Source organism: Streptomyces sp. NPDC014006, from assembly GCF_043088925.1.
Classification (GTDB): domain Bacteria; phylum Actinomycetota; class Actinomycetes; order Streptomycetales; family Streptomycetaceae; genus Streptomyces.
In genome coordinates this window covers 928,730-943,306 of the sequence record NZ_JBICAJ010000002.1, presented here as the reverse complement: position 1 = coordinate 943,306, position 14,577 = coordinate 928,730, and the positions used below count along the sequence as shown (strand labels likewise).

Genomic DNA, 14,577 nt, shown 5'->3' with positions numbered 1-14,577 from the left:
TGGAGGGCGTCATGAGCTCGAGCCCCGGCCTCGTCGCGACCGCTCCGCCCGCGCCGGACCTCGGCGCCGCACGGCGGGTGGCACACCTCGCGGGCGGCACCCTGGAGGCGGTGTTCACGGCGGTCGCCGCGACCGCCGACGAGACGGGGGCCCTGCTGACCACGCTGGCCGCGGCCGGCCACAGGCCCACCAGCGCGGACCTCGCCGCGCTGCGGCCCGCCCTCCATCTTCGGCTGCGTCGGCAGGAGTTGGTTTCGGGCATCGGCTTCGTCGCGGCGCCGGGGCTGCTGGCGGACGTACCCGCGTGGCTGGAATGGTGGCAGTGCGGGCCCGAGGGAGACGTACGGCCGCTGCTGCCGGACCTGGACCCCGAGCAGTCGGCGTACTCGGACTACACGCACTGGGACTGGTTCGCGCTGCCCCGCGACACCGGGCGCCGCGCGGCGGCCGGGCCGTACGTCGACTATCTCTGCTCGGACGAGTACAGCCTCACGCTGTCCGCGCCGGTCACGGTCGCGGGCCGCTTCGCCGGCGTGGCCGCGGCGGACGTCTACCTGCGGCACTTCGAGGCAGCGGTCCTGCCCCTGCTGCGCGCCCTGCCGGTACCGGCCCGCCTGGTCAACGCCCGCGGCCGCGTTGCCGCCTCCGCCGACCCCGCCCACCTGGCCGGCTCCCTCACCAAGGGCCCGGACTTCGCGACCGCACTGGAACACGGCCGCGAACTCGCGCTGCCGGGCCTGCACCTGCTGCCGTGCGGCGAGGTACCCCTGCTGCTGGCCCTGACCCTCGCCCTGCCGGACGACTGAGGCGCACGGCGCCTGGTGCGGGGGGGGCGGTTGGGGGGCGCGGATCGGCTGGGGCGTGGATCGGCTGGGAGCGGGTTGGCGGGGGCCTCGTGTCCGGCGGTGGGGCGGCCCGGCCGGGGCGTGCTCGGCAAAGGCATCGCGCTCGGCACGAGAATCGCGGGCCCGGTGGAAGGGGCTCGCGCCCGGCAAGTGCATTGGCGCTCGGGGAGGCTCGCGCCCCGGCGGGTCTATCAGCGCTCGGGGAGAGCTCGCGCCCGGCGAAGCATCGCGCCCGGGGGCTTGTACTCGGCGAGGGCATCGCCCCGGGTCCGGTCGGCGAGGCATCGCGCCCAGCGCAAGAGTGGTCCGGCCCGGCCGGTGCGCGCGCCCGGCGCCGCATTGTGCCCGGTGCCGCATTGTGCCCGGTGCCGCATTGCGCGCGGTGCCGCATTGCGCGCGGTGCGGTCTGCGAGCGGGTGGGAGCTCAGCGCACGAGCCGGACGACGGCGCCGGCAGGACGGCGCCGGGGCAGCGCGCCCGACGCGGCGTGAGGAACCCGGTGACCGGGCATGCGGGGCGCCGCGCGGCGCAGGGTTGCCGCATCGCCTGCCGGAGAGCGTCTCCCGTGCCACAGTTCGGCCCGGCAGCACCCGCCCGGGCGGAGACCACGCACTCACCCGCCGGCGGCCACCGCGGCCACCCTCCACCACGCCCGCGGCGGCGTCCGGCAACGAGGAGGGGGCAGCGCCGGAGCGCCGCCGCCTGCCGCGGTGGGGTGAGCCGGGCGGGGCCGGGCCGTGGCATCGCGACCCGCGGTGGGCGCGGCGGCGCGTGCGGGACCACACCCGGCGCGGGATTCCGGTGCGGGCACGAGCTCGGGCCCGGGCCGCTGCATCGCCGGACGGCACCCCGCGCCCGGCCGGCGCAGGGCAGCGCCGAGGGACGAGCCCCGGCCGGAGAGTACGTGTCGAACCCCGGCCGGAGTGCACTTGTTGTGCCGCCGGACGGCCCCCGTGGCCGTCCCCTCCCCCGGCGGGCCGGGCGCCGTCGGCGACCTGAACGCCGGCGGTGTCCGGTCAGGGGCCGGGGGTGGGGACCACCGTGAGGTGGGCCGCCGAGCGGGCTCGGCGGCGGCCGCGTGGGGGCGGGGCCGTGCGGCGGGGCTCGCGCAGGACCAGGGTCAGCCGGGTGCAGCCCATCTCGCGCAGCATCGGGGTCGTCTCGTCGATCAGCCGGCACTCGGTGGCGCCCCGGCGCGGATCGGGGTGCAGCAGGGGCCGCACCGCGCCGTCCTGCCGCAGGCCCTCCTCCCCCACCGCGCGCATCCAGTGCGGCAGACCCTGGCGGAACGCGGCCTCCATGATCGGGTCCTGGGCGATGTCCCGGCGCACCGCCTGCAGCACCGGATCGTGCGCGTGCCGCTCCAGGGCGCTGCGGAACTGCGCCAGCATCGGCAGACACCAGCTCGTCTCGTGGTCACCGAGGACGGCACCCGCGTCCGGGTGGAAGAGCACGAAACGCAGGAAGTTGTCGCCGGGCATCGCCGTCGGATGCGGGGCGACCGCCCGGAAAAGTGACTGATAAGCGGTGTTGGCCAGCACCACGTCCCAGCGGTGGTCCACCACCAGGGACGGCAGCGAGAGCGCAGCCATGAGCGTGGCGCAGTCCTGGAGATAGGCCTGGGCCTCGGGAGAGTCGGGGACGGGCCGCGGCGCCGGCCGCTGCCCACCTGCCTGATATGCCATCGGGAGGTCACCCCTTATGACTCTGCGGCCTTTCACGCGGCGCCTCGATCCTGGTGCCCGGACACTTGCCGTGTCAACTATCGTGGCATTCCGCGCTCGTTGACGGCTGAAATTGGCCACAGTTGTGGCGAGACCTGGATGGAAGTTCGAACCAGCGGATAATCTCCGGGCAGTTCACGACTGCCGGTGCGGCACGACACGCCTGTGAGAGGGCTGTGAGAGACGTGGGAGACCTGTCGGTGACGGATGGCTTCGAGGTTCCGGACGCCACTCCGTCCGCTGTGCTGTCCGCCGTCGTCACCCGGGTCACCGCACTCGCCGACCGGCTCGGCGTGCCGCATTCCGAGGTGTTCGACACCACCCGCCTGTCCGTGGCCTGCGGTGTCCCCGAGCCCGTGGTCAAGGCCCTGCTCAGCGGCCGCCCGGCGGGTGAGCCGGACGTCCAGGCGCGGTTCCTGCAACGCCTGGACCTGCTGCGCCGCACCCGGCTCAAGCCCAACGGCCGCCGCTACACCCAGCAGGAGATCGCCGACGGCGCGGGCATGTCGCGGCAGCAGGCGGGCGCGCTGATCAACGGCGACAGGCGCCCCACCATGGAGCACTGCGACGCCCTGCAGCGCTTCTTCCGGGTGCACGCCGGCTTTCTGACCGCGGAGGACCCGGAGGCGCTGGCGGGCGCGCTGCAGCGCACCGAGCAGGACCTGCTGCAGCGGCTCGCCGGCCGGGAGCGGGCGGCTGCCGCGGCCGCCGAGGACCCCTTGGAACGGCTGCTGCAGGACCACGGTGTGCGCGGCATCGCCTGGCGGGCCGCCCAACTGCCCACCGACCAGCACCGCGACAAGGTCGCCGAATGGCTGGACATGCTTCTGGAGAGCGTCAAGCGGCCCGAGTCGTGAACCGGGGGAGGACCGTGGGCATCGCCAGGGACATGCGCCGCCTGTGCGGCGCGCTGGTCACCGAACTCGACCTGCCGGCACCGGCCGCGCCGGTCGAGCTGTACACCGCGCTGTGCGCCGCGATGGGCCGGCGCCGGGGCCGCCCCGTGCGGCTGCGCACCGCCGCGTTCCCGCCCGGGACGGCCAGCGGGCTGTGGCTCGACATGGCCGACCAGGACCTGGTCGTACTGGAGGAACGCACCGCTCCCGACCACCAGTTGGTGATCCTCGGGCACGAGCTGTGGCACATGCAGGCCGGGCACCGCGGTCACCCCGTCGACGGTGCGTCGGTCGGCGCACGGCTGCTGGGCGACGGCGTCGATCTGCAGGCCACGGTCCGTTCGGTGGCCGCGCGCACCCGTTTCGACGAGGCCGACGAGCAGGAGGCGGAGGCCTTCGGCATGCTGCTGGCCAGCCGGTGCCGCACCTGGCTGGCGGGTTCGGCACTGCGCGCCCCGGTGCAGCGGGACCGGCTGGCGGGCCGCATCGAGGCGTCACTCGGTTATCGGGGCCCGCAGGGCTAGGAGGCGTCTCTCCCGGGTTGTCGGAGCGGCTGAGTCCGGTTGTCAGTGGGGGACGGCAAGCTTGGTCCCCTCATGCCGACACGGGGAGGGCCGATGCCGACCACCGTACTGACCGACCGCGAGCGCACCGCCGTTCAGGCCTATCTGCGGTTGCTGCACACCGTTCGGGCCGTCCACGACGACGGCGCCGGCCCTCCCGGGGTGCCCGGCCCGCCGCCGGTCCCGCCCGCGGTCCTGGCGGAGGCGGAACGGGCGCTCGCCGAAGCGGGCCTTTCGGGCAACGAGGAGGCGTTCTTCCACCTGCTGCGCGGCTGGTACCCCTGACCCGGCCGAGGGGCGGCACAGCCGTCAGCGGGGTGCCACACACCGTGACACCGCACCGCGGGGCTGCCGACCGGCGGTCCCTACGCGCCGCCGCGCCTCTCCGGGCGCGGCGGAGCCTCACGCGTACGGCACGGTCACGGCCGTGGCGAGCAGGCCGCGGCCGGCCGTCCAGCGGCCCTCGAACTGCTGTACGGCGCGACCGCCCACCGACGGGCCGGGTACGAGGAGTTCGGCGCGCAGGGTGCCGTGCGGGCCGCCGCCGGGGTCGGGACGGAGGTCGATGTCTGCCTCCATGAAGTCCAGCCACCGGCCGGTCAGCGGGAACCACGCCTTGTAGACGGACTCCTTGGCGCTGAACAGCAGCCGGTCCGCGTGCAGCCCGGGCAGCGCCACGGCGAGCTCCGCCAGGCGCCGCCGCTCCGTGGGCAGCGACACCGTGGGCAACACCCCGTCGGGCAGCGGCCCGTGCGGTTCCGCGTCGATGCCGAGCGAGGCCAGGTCCGCCGCGTCGACGAGCGCGGCTGCGGCATAGCCCTCGCAGTGCGTCATGCTGCCGGTCACCCCACGGGGCCAGCGCGGCGCGCCGCGTTCCCCGGGCAGCAGGGGCTGCGGCTCCACGCCGAGCTTGTCCATCGCGCGCCGGGCGCACGCCCGTACGGCGGCGAACTCGCGGCGCCGCTTGGGCACCGCCCGCGCCACGACCGCCGCCTCCTCGGGGTGCAGCAGTGCCTCGTCGGCGCCGTCGAGGTCGTAGGTCTCGACGGCGACGACGCAGGACGGCAGGAGTTTCTCGATCACGGCCGGCCCGCCTGCGCGGGGAGGATGCGACGCAGTCGTCCCGGTGGCTGGGTCCGCTTGCGCCATTCGCGCGGGTAGCCCACCGAGACCTCCTCGAAGCGGACGCCGTCCTGGTGGGTCGTGCGCGGGATGTGGAGGTGGCCGTAGACCATGGCGGCGACGTCGAAGCGGCGGTGCCAGTCGGCGGTGAGCGCGGTGCCGCACCACATGGCGAACTCCGGGTGCCAGAGCACCTCGGTCGGGTGACGGTGCAACGGGTAGTGGTTGACGAGCACCATGGGCAGGCCGTCGGGCAGCTCGGCCAGCCGCCGCTCGGTCTCCGCCACGCGGGCCCGGCACCAGTCCTCCCGGGTCGGGTAGGGATCGGGGTGCAGCAGGTTCTCGTCGGTGCAGACGACCCCGGTCCGGTGCGCGTAGGCCAGGCCCTCCTCCTTGGTGGCGCAGCCCGCCGGCAGGAAGGAGTAGTCGTACAGCAGGAAGAGCGGGGCGACGGCCACCGGCCCGCCCTGACCCTTCCATAGGGCGTAGGGGTCCTCCGGGGTGAGGACGCCGAGGTCGCGGCAGACGCCGACGAGGTGTTCGTAGCGGGCGACGCCGCGCAGCGCGACCGGGTCGCTCGGATGGCTCCACAACTCGTGGTTGCCCGGCGCCCACACCACCTGGCTGAAGCGGCTCGCGAGGGTCTTCAGGGCCCAGCGGACGTCGGCCACGGTCTCCGAGACGTCTCCGGCCACCAGGAGCCAGTCGTCGTCGGTCTCCGGGCGCATCTCCTGCACCAGCGCACGGTTCTCCGGGTAGCCGATGTGCAGGTCGCTGATGGCGAGCAGCCGGCCGTCGCCCCGGGCCCCCGATGTCACGCGTCTTCCCCCTTCGTCAGGCGAACGCCACCACCAGAACACATCCGTACGCGGCGGACAAGGCCGAGCTCGGAAGCTGTCCGCCGGTCGCCTGATCGCGGCCGGACCTGCCCCGGAAGCCGTAACACACGCGTTGCACGCGGGGCCCCGGGAAAGCCGTATGATCCCCCCGACACCACCGCCGAGGCTCCCTGAACGCAGGGCGGTTCGGTGTCCCTCCCTCACTCCTGCCCGGGCACGGGCCGCCGAGCCCTGCCCGCTCGACCCGGAAGGCGGCCTGCATGGTCTCTTGCGTACGCGTCTGGCTCAACCGCACGTACGCGGAGAACGTGTTCTTCATGGATCAGCTGCGGCGAAATCCCGACGACCGGGCCGTCGCGATCCACGCCACCCACGGCGACCCCGACTCCCCGGTGCTGGCCGCCGCGGACACCGCCGAACTCGAGCCGGAGGGCCTGTCGTCGGCGGCGTACGTCGAGTACGCCCTCGACCAGTGCCGGCGGCGCGGCATCGACGTGTTCGTGCCCCGGCTGCACCAGGCGGCGATCGCCGCGCGCCACGCGGAGTTCACCGCGGCGGGCACGGCACTGCTCGCGCCGACGCCGGAGGCCGTCGCCGTCTTCCAGGACAAGGTGGTCGCGTACGAGGCCGTGCAGGCGATCGGGGTGCCGGTGCCGCCGTGGTGGCGGGTGCAGGGCCCCGACGAATTCGTCGCCGCCGTCGAGGAGCTGGAGGCGGCCGGGCACCAGGCATGCTTCAAGCCGGCGTCCGGGGCCGGCGGGGTCGGCTTCCGGGTGGTCAGCCGCGCCCCCTTCTCACTCGTCCAGCTCAGCGGCTTCCCGAGCCCGTATGTGAACCTCGACCTGGTGGTGGACGCGCTGCGGCGGGCCGAGGAGCCGGTGGACTGGCTGGTGATGCCGCGGCTGGAGCAGCCGGAGGTGTCGGTGGACTGTCTCACCGGTCCCGACAACCGCCTCCGGCTCGCTGTCGGCCGCACCAAGAACGGCCGCCGCCGGGGCTTCACGCTGCACGAGCAGTGGCTGGAGCCCGCCCGGCGTATCGCGGAGGGCTTCGGGCTGCACCACCTGTCCAATGTGCAGTTCCGTATGTTCGGTGACCGGCCGGTGCTGATGGATGTCAACACGCGGCCCGCCGGAGGGCTGCACCAGCTGTCGCTGTGCGGGGTGAACGTGCCATGGGCGGCGGTGAAGCTGGCGCTGGGCGAGGACCCCGGGGTGATCGAACCGCCGTTCCTGGGGCCGGACTACACGGTGGTGGCGGGGCTGCGGGCGCTGCGGTCGGTCACGCTGCCGGCGCAACGGGTCGACTCCGTCGGCGCCCGGGTGGGCGAGGCAGTGCCTCTGTAGGCCCCGGCACACCACCGGAGGCAGCCGGAGCGACGTTCCCTCACCGGTATGGACCAATTCTGTCCAGAGCCTTGACGGGCGGATTGGTCCATACCAAATTGGTGCGCGCACCACCCCCGCACATCCGTGCACTCCCGAACGCCCCCATTCCTTCAGGGAGATCGCGTGCGCTCCACAGCCCCCAGACGCCCCGTGCGTCGCCTCCTCGCTCTGCTCGGCTCCGGCGCCCTCGCGCTGACCGGGGCCATCGCCCTGCCCAGTACGGCGCAGGCGGCCAACATCCTCGGCAACGCCGGCTTCGAGTCCGGCTCCCTCTCCCCCTGGTCCTGCACCGGCAACCTCGGCTCGGTCGTCGACTCCCCCGTGCACAGCGGCGGCAAGGCCCTCGCCGGCGCGGTGACGTCGAGCGACATCGCCAAGTGCAGCCAGACCGTGTCCGTACAGCCCAACACCACCTACTCACTGCAGGGTTGGGTGCGCGGCTCCTACGTCTACTTGGGCGTCGACTCAGGCGCCTCGACGTGGACGTCGTCGCCGTCGGCGTACACCCCGCTGTCGGTGTCCTTCACCACGGGCGCCTCCCAGACCAGCGCCACCATCTACGTCCACGGGTGGTACGCGCAGGGCACCTACTACGCCGACGACATCAGCCTCGACGGGCCGGGCGGCGGCGGAGGCGGCTCGGACACCCAGGCGCCGACCGCGCCCTCCGGCCTCACCTCCACCGGCAAGACCTCGTCCAGCGTGTCGCTGAAGTGGAACGCCTCGAGCGACAACGTCGGCGTCACCGGGTACGACGTCTACAGCGGCGCGAGCAAGGTGGCGAGCGCCTCCGGGACCAGCGCCACGGTCAGCGGCCTTTCCGCGAGCACCGGTTACACCTTCACCGTGAAGGCGCGCGACGCGGCCGGGAACGTCTCCGGCGCCTCCAATGCCGTCACGGTCACCACCGACGCCGGCACCGGCAACGGAGGCGGCGGCTTCAAGCAGGCCGCGCCGTACCTGTACGAGGGCTGGGGCGACCCGCCGAGCCCGACGACGGTGATGAGCGCGACCGGCGTGAAGTGGTTCACGATGGCGTTCGTCCTGGACTCGGGCGGCTGCACCCCCGCCTGGGACGGGCAGCGGGCGCTGACCGGCGGGGCCGACCAGTCCGCCATCAACGCGATCCGCTCGGCCGGTGGTGACATCGTCCCGTCGTTCGGCGGCTGGCAGGGCAGCAAGCTCGGCGCCAACTGCTCCTCTGCGAGCGCGCTCGCCGGGGCGATCCAGAAGGTGATCGACGCCTATGGCCTGAAGGCGATCGACATGGACATCGAGAACACCGACGAGTTCGAGAACGAGGCCGTCCAGGCGAAGATCCTCACCGCGCTGAAGACGGTCAAGGCGAACAACCCCGGTCTGAAGACCATCGTGACCTTCGGGACCTCGACCACCGGCCCGACGTACTACGGCAACCGGCTCATCGAGCAGGCCAAGTCGCTGGGCGCCGACATCGACGTCTTCACCATCATGCCGTTCGACTTCGGCGGCGGCTCGGACATGTACGGCAACACCGTGAACGCGGCCGAGGGTCTGAAGGCCAAGCTGAAGTCCACCTTCGGGTGGGACGACGCCACCGCCTACTCCCACATCGGCATCTCCGGCATGAACGGGCTGTCGGACCAGCAGGAGAACACCACGCCGCAGATCTGGACCCAGATCCGCGACTGGGCCAACTCCCACCACATCGCCCGGCTCGCCTTCTGGTCGGTCAACCGTGACCGTCCCTGCCCGGGCGGCGGCGTGGCCGAGAACTGCTCCGGGACCAGCCAGACGAACTGGCAGTTCACCTCCATCACGGCCGGTTTCACCGGCTGAGCCCACCCCCCGTCCTCCCGCGTTCCCCCCGGCCTCCGGCGCCGGGGGGAACTTTTTTCCGCGGGGGTGTATCAGACGGCGGCCTCGGTGCTCTCCATACCGGGGAACGGGGGAAGCACCACAGGATCCCGGACGGGGGAAGCACCGGGATCCTGCCGGGGGGAAGCACGGGGGACCGGGCCGGCCGGCCGCTGCGGGGGAGCGGCCGGCCGGCCCGCAAGCAGTTCCGGGGGCCGGCTAGGTCAGATACGCCAGTCCCGGGTGGACGGCACGGTAGCCGTCGAGCAGGCGGCGGGCCACGGTCACCGAGTCGACCAGCGGGTGCAGCGCGAACGCCTTCACCGCCGCCGTACGCGAGCCGGACGCGGCCGCCGCGAGCACCTCACGTTCGACGGCCTTCACCGCGCACACCAGCCCCGTGGCATGGCCGGGCAGCGGGTCGGCCGCCACCGGGTGGGCGCCGTTCGCGTCGACCAGACAGGGCACCTCGATCACCGCCTCGGTATCCAGCGCCGCCAGGGTGGAGCGGTTGCGGACGTTGAGGATCAGCGTGGTGCGCTCGTCGCGGGCGATGGCCCGCATCAGCGCCAGCGCCACCTTCTCGTAACCGCCGGACAGGTCGTCGGCGTCGCGCTCGCCCGCGCCGGCCGCCTCCCGGTTCTCCGCCATGTAGGTCGCCTCGCGCTCGGCGCGGGTGCGGTTCCAGGCAGCCAGGGCGGGGGTCGCCGGGTCGCGCACCTCGTGGTAGAAGCGGGCCTGCTGGTCGCGCAGGAAGGCGCCGCGGGTGCGCTCGGCCTGCTGGTAGGCGGAGACGGTCTCGCGGTTGAAGTAGTAGTAGTGCAGGTATTCGTTGGGGATCGCGCCCAGCGAGCGCAGCCACTCGGCGCCGAACAGCTTGCCCTCCTCGAAGGAGGTGAGCAGCTCGTCGTCGGCGAGCAGCCGCGGCAGTTCGTCGCGCCCGGCCACGCGCAGGCCGCGTACCCAGCCGAGGTGGTTGAGGCCGACGTAGTCGATCCACGCCTGCCCCGGGTCCGCACCGAGCACCCGGGCGATACGGCGGCCGAGACCGACCGGTGAGTCGCAGATGCCGATCACCCGGTCCCCGAGGTGCCGGGACATGGCCTCGGTGACCAGCCCCGCCGGGTTGGTGAAGTTGATGACCCACGCGTCCGGCGCGAGCGCGGCCACACGGCGGGCGATGTCGACGGCGACCGGCACCGTGCGCAGCCCGTAGGCGATGCCGCCCGCGCCGACCGTCTCCTGGCCGAGGACGCCCTCGGCCAGCGCGACCCGCTCGTCGTCGGCGCGGCCCGCGAGTCCGCCGACGCGGATCGCGGAGAAGACGAAGTCGGCGCCGCGCAGCGCCTCGTCGAGGTCGGTGGTCGTCGTCACGCTCGGGGCGTCCGGGACGGCCGCCGCCTGCTCGGCCAGCACCCGGGCGACGGCGGCGAGCCGGCCGGCGTCCACATCGTGCAGGACCACCGCGGTGACGCGGCCCTCGGCGCGGTCCGTCAGCAGGGCCCCGTACACCAGCGGCACCCGGAATCCGCCGCCGCCCAGAATCGTCAGCCTCATACCGCTCCCACCTCGTCCACCACGCGGGAACCCTACCCGGCACCCCGGCCGTTCCCGGCGCGCTCACCGCGGTGGCGCGGTGCGGGTCGGCACGATGGCAGCCGGACCCAATAATTGCAGCCTGCAATAGTTGTTGCACCCTCCCGGATCCGGCATCCTGGGACACCCGGCGGCCGAGTACCGGGGAGAGCGCCATCAGCCCGCGGCAGACGAAGCGGACCACCCCGATCGACGCGGACGAGCCCTGGACGCGCGCGCTGCACGCGGACGCCGGTTGTCTGCTCTACCGGCTGCGGCCTCGTCGACGACCTGGAGAAGCAGGGCCTGACCGAGCGCCGCCCGGCGCCCGACGACCGCCGCAGCCGGATCGTCGTCCTGACCGACGCCGGCCGCGCCTTCCTGCGCGGCACCGACGAGGCGGGCCGGCGTGTGACGGCGGAACTGCTCGCCCCGCTCGACGACGCCGACCGCGAGACCCTGCACACGCTGCTCCTGCGCGTCGCGGAGGCCGGCCTCGACTGAGCGGGGAGGCGACGGCGAGCGCCGGTTGCCGACGAGGCGAGGGCAGACGAGGTTCAGTGCTCGCAGAGGGAGAATTCTCGTTCGTAGAGCTGCTCGTTGTGTTCGTCGACGAAGAACTTGCGTTCCTGCATGAGTTGTTCGCGGTAGCTCTTGGCCTGTTCGAGCGTCATGGTCGAGGTGTCGGACCATGGTTGCTGCGGTGGCACATCGGATGTCGAGACGATCTTTTCCGACGGGTCGACCAGGAAGAAGGCGAGAATTTTCCGATGTCCCGGGCGGGTGGCGTCCGCCAGGCGGAACGAGCCGACGCGGTGTTGCAGGATGTTCGGGAACGCCAGGCAGCGGCCGGCCGGTGTGGAGGCTGATCCCAGCATCTGGTTCAGTGCGTCCTCGTTCTCCAGGCCGTAGACCTCACGCACACCGTTGTCGTCGTTCTGTTCGTAGTCCGGATCGTCGAGTGCCGCCCGGAAACTCAGCCGGCTCTCGGTGATGTTCTCGCTGTCCCAGTAGTAGATGCCGGTCGAGACGATCCGCTCGTTCAGCATCCCCTCGACGTGCCAGGAGCCGCCGGGGTACTCGGGCTTGTCCGGGGTGAGATGAATGGTGGCGAGCTTGACGATGACCTGGAGACGGCGGCCGCGCAGGTCGACCCGGGCGGATTCGTCGGGCACCTCGGGCGGGGTGAAGTCCGGGGCGTCCGGGATGACCGGGCGGCGGTTCTCCCACCAGTCGTCCGTGGCCTCTTCCCATGCGCGGACGGCTTCTTGGTAGGCCTCGTCATCGCTGTAGGAGGAATGGTCCGGCTGCTCCGGCTCCGAGTCGTACCATCCGTAAGGATCGGCCTCGATCCGCAGGGGCCGCGGATGGCGCAGATCGGTGAGCACGTTCTCCAGCAGCGGGCGCAGGCACGCGAACAAGTCCGGCAGGACGGAGGCGAGTTCGCGATGAGTCTCGGGGTGGACGTTGTTGACGTACGAACGGAAGGTGACATCGCCGTCGTCACTGACGTCGACGTCCGTGGGCAGCCACTGGAATTTCTCCGAGAACTCGTACTTCGAGTAGCGGTCCGTCGGGTTCTGCCACGCCCGCTCGGGCGCGCCGCTCGCCTCTCTCACCAGGCAGAAAAGTGAGGGATGAACCAGATCCAGCACCTGGCCGTCGGATCCGGGGTGCCAGTCCAGTTCTGCTTCGGGGACCTCTTCCAGAACCCGGACCGCCTCGCGCAGCCGGGATCCGAGCTTGTCGTCGACCAGCATGTCCGACTGCCACACCCCGTCGACGGCGGACACCTCGATGCCGGTGCGTTCGTCCCGCAGCGCGGCATAATGCACGAGTTCGGCAAGCACGTAACGAACCTGCGCTTCGGTGAGACCCTGGGCGAGAGCTTCTTTCGTCCACCGCGCGACGATTTCCGCATCGTTCATCTTGTCGAACCACCCGGGCTTCTCCCGAATGTGCGCGCTGCACTGCATCATCTGAAGTTCCCGCAGCGTTCTAGGCGTTGCGAACGATATGGAACGGGAGGCATGAAAGGGCAGCGGGAAAGCGGACAGGCCGGTCAATTCTCTTGATCCTCCCAGTCGGTGTGCGGTGGCGGGAAGGATACTTCAGCGGACTGACACCGCGGCCCAGGTCCCTGCCCTCGCCGACCCGGGAAGGGCCGGAGGTTGCGGGCGTTGCGGCGCAGGCCGCCCTCCGACGGCAGCGCATCCCGGGACGTTCACCCCCTTCGCGGTATTCGCGACCCGAACTTGCCCGCCCCGCATGGAGTTTGTTGCCTTCAACCTCTTGACGGTCGCAGCGACGGAGAGCACATTGGCCGCACTTGAGAGCGCTCTCAAACGGCATCCGCTTGCGACTCCGAGAGGCACCCCCCATGACCGAATCCCCCGTCACGCCCAGACGTCGCCCGCTGCGGCGGGCCCTCGTCGCCGCCTTCGGCACCCTCGGCCTGGCCGCCGCCGCGGCGGGCATCGCCGTCCCGTCCGCCGACGCCGCCGCGCCAACGCCCCCATCCGGCTGGACGCGCGTCTTCCTCGACGACTTCGACGGCCCCGCGGGCTCCGGCGTCAACACCGCCAACTGGCAGTACGACACCGGCATCTCCTACCCCGGCGGCCCCGCCAACTGGGGCACCGGCGAGGTCGAGACGATGACCAGCAGCACGAGCAACGTCTCGCTCGACGGCAGCGGCAATCTGCGCGTCACCCCGCTCCGCGACGCCTCCGGCCGCTGGACGTCCGGGCGTATCGAGACCGTACGCACCGACTTCCAGCCGCCGGCCGGCGGCAAGCTGCGCGTCGAGGGCCGCATCCAGATGCCCAACGTCACCGGCACCGCCGCCGAGGGCTACTGGCCGGCGTTCTGGGCCCTGGGCGCGCCGTACCGGGGCAACTACCAGAACTGGCCCGGCGTCGGCGAGCTGGACATCATGGAGAACGTGCAGGGCCTGAACAAGGTGTGGGCCACGATGCACTGCGGCACCAGCCCGGGCGGCCCCTGCAACGAGACCACCGGCATCGGCAACTCCACCGCGTGCCCGAACACCACCTGCCAGTCCGGCTTCCACACCTACGCGATGGAGTGGGACCGCTCGGTGAGCCCGGAGGCGATCCGCTTCTCGGTCGACGGCGTCGTCTACCACACGGTGACGGCGAACCAGATGGACGCGGCCACCTGGGCCAACGCCACGAACCACGGCTTCTTCGTCATCCTCAACGTGGCCATGGGCGGCGGCTTCCCGGACGCCTTCGGCGGCGGACTGGACGGCGACACCCAGCCCGGCCATCCGATGGTCGTGGACTACGTCCAGGTCCTGTCGTCCGGTGGGGGCGGCACCACTCCCCCGCCCACGCCCCCGCCGTCCGGCAACCGCGACGCCTACAGCCCCGTGCAGGCCGAGTCCTACGACAGCCAGTCCGGCACGATCACCGAGGCCACCTCCGACAGCGGCGGCGGGCAGAACATCGGCGCCGTGGCGAACGGTGACTGGACCCTGTACAAGGGCGTCAACTTCGGCTCCACGGCGGCCCGTCAGTTCTACGCCCGGGTGGCGAGCGGTGCCGCGTCCGGTGTGAGCGGGCTCGTCGAGGTGCGCCTCGACAGCCGCAGCAACGCTCCGATCGGCAGCTTCGCCCTGGCCAACACCGGCGGCTGGCAGTCCTGGCGGACGGTCCCGGCGAACATCGGCGGCGTCACCGGTGTCCACGACGTCTATCTGACCTTCACCAGCGGGCAGCCCGCGGACTTCGTCAACGTGAACTGGTTCGACTTCGGGCACTGAGT

General features: G+C 72.3%; 12 protein-coding genes and 1 pseudogene. 8 read left to right on the top strand and 5 right to left on the bottom strand.

The window, feature by feature from the left end:
- Positions 1–11 precede the first annotated feature (11 nt).
- Complete coding sequence (locus tag ACF1GV_RS10760; RefSeq protein ID WP_391679014.1) at positions 12–806, top strand: cache domain-containing protein; 795 nt, start codon at positions 12–14, stop codon at positions 804–806.
- A gap of 1,055 nt (positions 807–1,861) precedes the next feature.
- On the opposite strand, the gene ACF1GV_RS10755 is transcribed toward ACF1GV_RS10760, so the two are convergent.
- On the bottom strand, positions 1,862–2,530 hold the full coding sequence (locus ACF1GV_RS10755) for a hypothetical protein (RefSeq protein WP_391679015.1): 669 nt from the start codon (positions 2,528–2,530) through the stop codon (positions 1,862–1,864).
- Between the two features lie 239 nt (positions 2,531–2,769).
- Between ACF1GV_RS10755 and ACF1GV_RS10750 the strand changes: the two genes are divergently transcribed.
- From ACF1GV_RS10750 to ACF1GV_RS10740, 3 genes are all read left to right on the top strand, one after another.
- Complete coding sequence (locus ACF1GV_RS10750) at positions 2,770–3,426, top strand: helix-turn-helix domain-containing protein (RefSeq protein ID WP_391679619.1); 657 nt, start codon at positions 2,770–2,772, stop codon at positions 3,424–3,426.
- A 32-nt stretch (positions 3,427–3,458) separates the two neighbouring features.
- Positions 3,459–3,989 (top strand): toxin-antitoxin system, toxin component, encoded by a 531-nt coding sequence (locus ACF1GV_RS10745; protein WP_391679621.1) that lies wholly within the window; start codon positions 3,459–3,461, stop codon positions 3,987–3,989.
- A gap of 93 nt (positions 3,990–4,082) precedes the next feature.
- Positions 4,083–4,313, top strand: coding sequence for a hypothetical protein (locus ACF1GV_RS10740; RefSeq protein ID WP_391679017.1), 231 nt, complete (start codon positions 4,083–4,085; stop codon positions 4,311–4,313).
- 117 nt (positions 4,314–4,430) lie between these two features.
- On the opposite strand, the gene ACF1GV_RS10735 is transcribed toward ACF1GV_RS10740, so the two are convergent.
- Together ACF1GV_RS10735 and ACF1GV_RS10730 are read right to left on the bottom strand one after the other, a co-directional pair.
- A complete protein-coding gene (locus tag ACF1GV_RS10735) occupies positions 4,431–5,111 on the bottom strand; it encodes a 4'-phosphopantetheinyl transferase (protein WP_391679019.1) in 681 nt (226 codons plus the stop codon).
- Complete coding sequence (locus tag ACF1GV_RS10730; RefSeq protein WP_391679022.1) at positions 5,108–5,968, bottom strand: metallophosphoesterase family protein; 861 nt, start codon at positions 5,966–5,968, stop codon at positions 5,108–5,110. Before ACF1GV_RS10730 ends, ACF1GV_RS10735 begins: the two co-directional genes overlap by 4 nt.
- Before the next feature lie 281 nt (positions 5,969–6,249).
- On the opposite strand from ACF1GV_RS10730, the gene ACF1GV_RS10725 reads away from it, so the two are divergent.
- The gene (locus ACF1GV_RS10725) at positions 6,250–7,335 is read left to right on the top strand and encodes an ATP-grasp domain-containing protein (protein WP_391679024.1); all 1,086 of its coding nucleotides are present in this window, start codon (positions 6,250–6,252) and stop codon (positions 7,333–7,335) included.
- Positions 7,336–7,500: 165 nt separating this feature from the next.
- Positions 7,501–9,195 carry a carbohydrate binding domain-containing protein gene (locus ACF1GV_RS10720; RefSeq protein WP_391679027.1) on the top strand — a complete coding sequence of 565 codons (1,695 nt, stop codon included), beginning with the start codon at positions 7,501–7,503 and terminating at the stop codon, positions 9,193–9,195.
- 237 nt (positions 9,196–9,432) lie between these two features.
- Here ACF1GV_RS10720 and ACF1GV_RS10715 read toward each other — a convergent pair whose 3' ends face one another.
- Positions 9,433–10,770 carry a 6-phospho-beta-glucosidase gene (locus ACF1GV_RS10715; RefSeq protein ID WP_391679030.1) on the bottom strand — a complete coding sequence of 446 codons (1,338 nt, stop codon included), beginning with the start codon at positions 10,768–10,770 and terminating at the stop codon, positions 9,433–9,435.
- A 194-nt stretch (positions 10,771–10,964) separates the two neighbouring features.
- Here ACF1GV_RS10715 and ACF1GV_RS10710 point away from each other — a divergent pair.
- Positions 10,965–11,292, top strand: a pseudogene (locus ACF1GV_RS10710) (MarR family winged helix-turn-helix transcriptional regulator).
- A 53-nt stretch (positions 11,293–11,345) separates the two neighbouring features.
- Here the strand turns inward: ACF1GV_RS10710 and ACF1GV_RS10705 are convergent.
- Positions 11,346–12,854, bottom strand: coding sequence for a DUF4246 domain-containing protein (locus tag ACF1GV_RS10705; protein ID WP_391679032.1), 1,509 nt, complete (start codon positions 12,852–12,854; stop codon positions 11,346–11,348).
- Positions 12,855–13,168: 314 nt separating this feature from the next.
- Between ACF1GV_RS10705 and ACF1GV_RS10700 the strand changes: the two genes are divergently transcribed.
- Positions 13,169–14,575 carry a glycoside hydrolase family 16 protein gene (locus tag ACF1GV_RS10700; protein ID WP_391679035.1) on the top strand — a complete coding sequence of 469 codons (1,407 nt, stop codon included), beginning with the start codon at positions 13,169–13,171 and terminating at the stop codon, positions 14,573–14,575.
- Positions 14,576–14,577 lie beyond the last annotated feature (2 nt).